Origin of the sequence: Sulfurihydrogenibium sp., assembly GCF_027448985.1 — a bacterium.
Lineage (GTDB): Bacteria > Aquificota > Aquificia > Aquificales > Hydrogenothermaceae > Sulfurihydrogenibium.
This window is the reverse complement of the sequence record NZ_DAIDMN010000131.1, coordinates 1-2,236: the sequence shown is the minus strand read 5'-3', so window position 1 is coordinate 2,236 and position 2,236 is coordinate 1. Positions and strand designations below refer to the sequence as shown.

1 protein-coding gene is annotated in these 2,236 nt (G+C 37.5%); it reads right to left on the bottom strand.

Annotated features, from left to right (window positions below; translation table 11 throughout):
- The coding region (locus tag NE054_RS07865; RefSeq protein ID WP_297890394.1) for an ATP-dependent Clp protease ATP-binding subunit at positions 1-2,236 on the bottom strand (2,236 nt) is incomplete at both ends.

Here is a 2,236-nt window from a genome sequence, read left to right as displayed (position 1 = left end):
TAATGCTCTCTTTATGCTTCTTGCTCCGTACTCTGGTCTGAACTCCTTCTCTATCAAGTAATCCACGAATCCAGGAGATAAGCTTACTTCTATTTGCCATTCTTTCAACCTTTTATTAATCTCTTTAATTTGTATATCTATTATACCTTTAATTATCTCTTTGTCCAATGGTTTGAATACAATTATCTCATCAAGCCTATTTATGAATTCTGGACTAAATGCTCTTTTGACTTGGTCTAAAACGTTTTTCTTCAGGTCTTTGTAGTCTGCCAGCGATGATTTGGTTTCGAATCCCATTTTACCACTATCTAAAATCATTTTAGCACCAAGGTTAGAGGTCATTATGATTATCGTGTTGCTAAAGTCAACAACTCTACCCATCGAGTCTGTAAGTCTTCCATCATCGAATATCTGTAAAAATATGTTAAATACATCCGGATGAGCTTTTTCAATTTCATCAAAGAGTATTACCGAGTAAGGTTTTCTTCTTACAGCTTCTGTTAGCTGTCCTCCTTCTTCGTAACCTACGTATCCCGGAGGAGCTCCTATAAGTCTTGATACCGTATGTTTTTCCATGTACTCCGACATATCAAACCTTATGAGTGCATCTTCTTTACCAAATAGGTACTCTGCCAACGCTTTTGCTGTTTCCGTTTTACCTACTCCTGTTGGTCCAAGGAACAGGAACACTCCAATAGGTCTGTGTCTTCCCTTTAAACCTACACTGTTTCTTCTTATAGCTTTTGCTATGGCTGTTATCGCTTCACTTTGGTCTACAACTCTTTTATGAAGTTCTTCTTCTATATGTAATAGTTTTTCTTTATTTGACTCTGTAAGTCTTGCTATAGGTATTCCTGTCCATCTTGCCACCACTTCCGCAATATCTTTTTCCGTAACTTTTGGTTTGTTTTCTTTCTGCTCTTCTCTCCACTTTAACTTCATAGTTTCAAATTTTGCTCTTAATTTGACCTCTTCATCTCTTAATTTAGAAGCTTTTTCAAAGTCTTCATCTTTTATCGCTTGGGCTTTTTTATCTTCTATCTCTTTTATCTTATCTTCCATTTTTTTCAAATCTTCTGGAAGTTCAAGTTCCCGTAATCTTACCAACGCTCCGGCTTCATCTAATAGGTCTATAGCTTTATCCGGAAGTTGTCTATCGGAAATGTATTTAACTGAGAATTCAACCGCTTTTTCTATCGCTTCTTTTGTATACTCTACGTTATGAAACTCTTCGAATCTTTTCTTTAATCCTTCTAAGATTAAAACAGCGTTTTCTGGTGTTGGTGGGTCAACTATTACGGGTTGAAATCTTCTTTCCAACGCACCGTCTTTTTCTATGTATTTTCTGTACTCATCTAATGTGGTAGCACCGATTACCTGTATCTCCCCCCTTGATAATGCAGGTTTTAACATATTAGAAGCATCTAAGGAGCCTTCGGCAGAGCCGGCTCCTACCATCGTATGGAGCTCATCGATGAATAAGATTACATTCGGAGCTTTTTCCAACTCTTTCAGTATACTTTTCAATCTTTCTTCAAACTGTCCTCTGTATTTTGTTCCGGCCACGATTAGAGCCAAGTCTAACGCAACAATTCTCTTGTTTTGAAGGGTCTCTGGAACTTGTTTGTTTGCTATTCTTTGGGCTAAACCTTCAACTATGGCTGTTTTTCCTACTCCTGGTTCTCCTATCAGTACAGGGTTGTTCTTTCTTCTTCTTGATAGTATCTGTATAACTCTTTCTATTTCTCTTTCTCTTCCTACAACAGGGTCTAACTTGCCTTCTTTTGCTAATGCTGTAAGGTCTCTTCCAAATCTATCAAGATTTGGTGTAGGAGCAGTCTTTGTTTGTTCTTGAGATGGAATTTCCCCAAGAGCTGAGAGTATTTCTCTTCTTACACTGTATTCATCTATACCAAAACCTCTTAAAACTCTTCCACCAAGTCCGGTTTTCTCTCTTATTATTCCTATCAACAGATGTTCTGGACCTACAAATGGATGGTGGAGTATCCTTGCTTCTTCTACAGCAAACTCAAGAATTCTTTTTGCATCGGGAGCAAATAAAACTTCTCCAGAATGGCTTCCTCTTGCCATCTGTGATGTGAGTGTTTTTTTAACCTTTTCCGGAGTAAGCCCAAACTTAGATAAAACTAATATAGTGATGTCATCTTCATCTAACAACGCAAGAAGAAGATGCTCACTACCTAAATAGTTATTTCTATATGCTAACGCATGCTCT